The 2,213-nt window shown below is 69.9% G+C and carries 1 protein-coding gene; it reads right to left on the bottom strand.

Going from position 1 to position 2,213, the window contains the following annotated elements; all coding sequences use genetic code 11:
• Nucleotides 1–3: 3 nt before the first annotated feature.
• Nucleotides 4–1,869, bottom strand: coding sequence for a serine/threonine-protein kinase (locus ACGFYN_RS48060; RefSeq protein ID WP_393872268.1), 1,866 nt, complete (start codon nt 1,867–1,869; stop codon nt 4–6).
• Nucleotides 1,870–2,213: the final 344 nt, after the last annotated feature.

Below are 2,213 nucleotides of genomic sequence, written 5' to 3'. Positions count from 1 at the left end.
GTCTCAGCGCAGCGGGTTGCAGTCGAAAGCGGACACGCTGGCGGAGGTCTTCTGTCCGCGTTCTGCCGCCGGGAGGGTCACCGATGTGGCGGTGAGAGCCGCTGCGGAGGCGAACGGTTGCGTGAAGCTGAACGGCACATGTGTGCGGCCTCGGGGAAGCGGCGCGCTGTTTGAGGCAACTTGTCGTCCTCGGCCATCGGTCCAGGTCACTGTCAGCGTGCCGGCGGCGGCACCGTCGGTGGTCACCGTGCCCTCGGCCTTCGCCGCGTACCTCCCGTCGCAACTCACCGTCATCGAGATGACCTGCACGCGCAGCGGTGCAGAGGACGGCCCCGGCGGCGGGGAAACCGACACCGAGACGTCCGGGGTGGGGCTGGCGGTCGTACCCGGCGGTGTTCCGGCCGTCGTCGGGGGCGGTGATGCGGCCGGGCCGGCAACCGTGCCGGAGGGCAGGACCGGCGGCGACGCGGAGACCGACAGCGTCGGCGACGCGGAGACCGACCCGGCCGGGGCCGGGGGCGCGGCCGTCGCGGTGGAATCGTTCGCCCCGGAAACAGACCCGGAACTGCCCGGCGGTGTTCCGGCCGTCGTCGGGGGCGGTGATGCGGCCGGGCCGGCAACCGTGCCGGAGGGCAGGACCGGCGGCGACGCGGAGACCGACAGCGTCGGCGACGCGGAGACCGACCCGGCCGGGGCCGGGGGCGCGGCCGTCGCGGTGGAATCGTTCGCCCCGGAAACAGACCCGGAACTGCCCGGTAGCTCTGGTTCGGCGGCCTTGGCGGCGCGGCTCGACTCGCCGACGCCCGCCGCCGAGATGCCCGCCAGCAGGGCGCCCAGCACCACCACACCCGCGACCGCTGCACCGACTGTCTTCGCCCACCGGCCCGAACGCGGGCCCTGCCCGGCCGCAGCCGCTTCACCGCCCGCGGCATCCGCTCCGCCCGGCCCACCGAGCTCGGTCGTGGCCAAGGAGGTCGTGCCCGCCGCCGGCCCGCCGTGGGGCAGCAGCAGCAACAGCGCCACGAGGGCGGCGAGGCACCCCTGTCCGCGCTCCTCCCAGTCCGGCCCGTAGGCGGCGCAGGCCACCGCCTCCAACTCCGCGAGCAGGGCAACCGCACTTGCGGGACGCTGCTCCGGACTCTTCGCCAACCCCCTGCGGATCAGCGGCCGCAGCGCCCTGGGCGCCTGCTGGTCAGGAATCGGCGCATCGGCGTGCGCCACAGCCAGCTCCATCACCGTCGTCCCGACATACGGCTTCACGCCCGTCAGACACTCAAAGAACGTCGCCGTCGCCGCATAGACATCGGTGGCCGGTGAGACCAATCCGCTCGCCCACTGCTCCGGAGCCATATAGGCCGGAGTGCCGGCGGCGCCGACGACGCCGCCACGCACCGCGATCCCGAAGTCAACCAGCTTGGACGCACCGTCGGTGGTGACCAGCACATTGCCCGGCTTGTAGTCCCGATGCACCACACCGGCCTCATGCGCCGCCGCCAGACCGAGCAGTGATCCCTTGAGCACCGCCAGCGCCGCCTCGGGCCGAGTAGAACCCTCCTTGTGCAGCACCTCGCGCAACGAGACCCCGTTTACCAACTCCATCACAATGGCCGCACCACACGGACCCTCAACATACTCATACAGCCGGGTGACATACGGCGATTCAAGAGCGTAGAGGAGCTCAGCCTCAGCCCGCAGGACTTCGTGATCGGCACCCTCACCATTCAGATACTTGATGGCCACCGGCACCCCGCTCACATCGTGCCGGGCCATGACCACGCGGCCGGCCGCGCCGGCACCCAGTTCACGGCCCAGCGTGTAACCGGGTATCTCCCAGCAGGCAGGCAATTGCGGCGAGTTAGTGATATCCATAAGCCCAGATTCTGAGAGTTCTCGTGGCGGATTGCCTGAAGCCTCCCGCCAACCCCGACCACACGTTCGGCCGGGAGACGACACCCGGCTCCCGCCGAAGGGGGGCGGCAGTTCCTGCATACTCGATCCGCAGCCGCAGACAGGGCCGCACGAGAACCCCGCACCCCAGCCTGCGGCAATCGGCACCTACAGGAAACATCCATGCGGGAAACGAACATGAAGAACAGTCAGACCGGTATCAGTTGAGAAACCGGCCAGCCGCCCGCCATCCTTGGCCGACGCCTACAGAAAGTCAACCCGAGACACCCCCCGATGCTTTGAGTAGAAGCTACTCAAAAACAGCG

The sequence above is a fragment of the Streptomyces sp. NPDC048419 genome, assembly GCF_043200415.1.
Lineage (GTDB): Bacteria > Actinomycetota > Actinomycetes > Streptomycetales > Streptomycetaceae > Streptomyces.
This window is presented reverse-complemented; position numbering and strand designations above follow the sequence as displayed.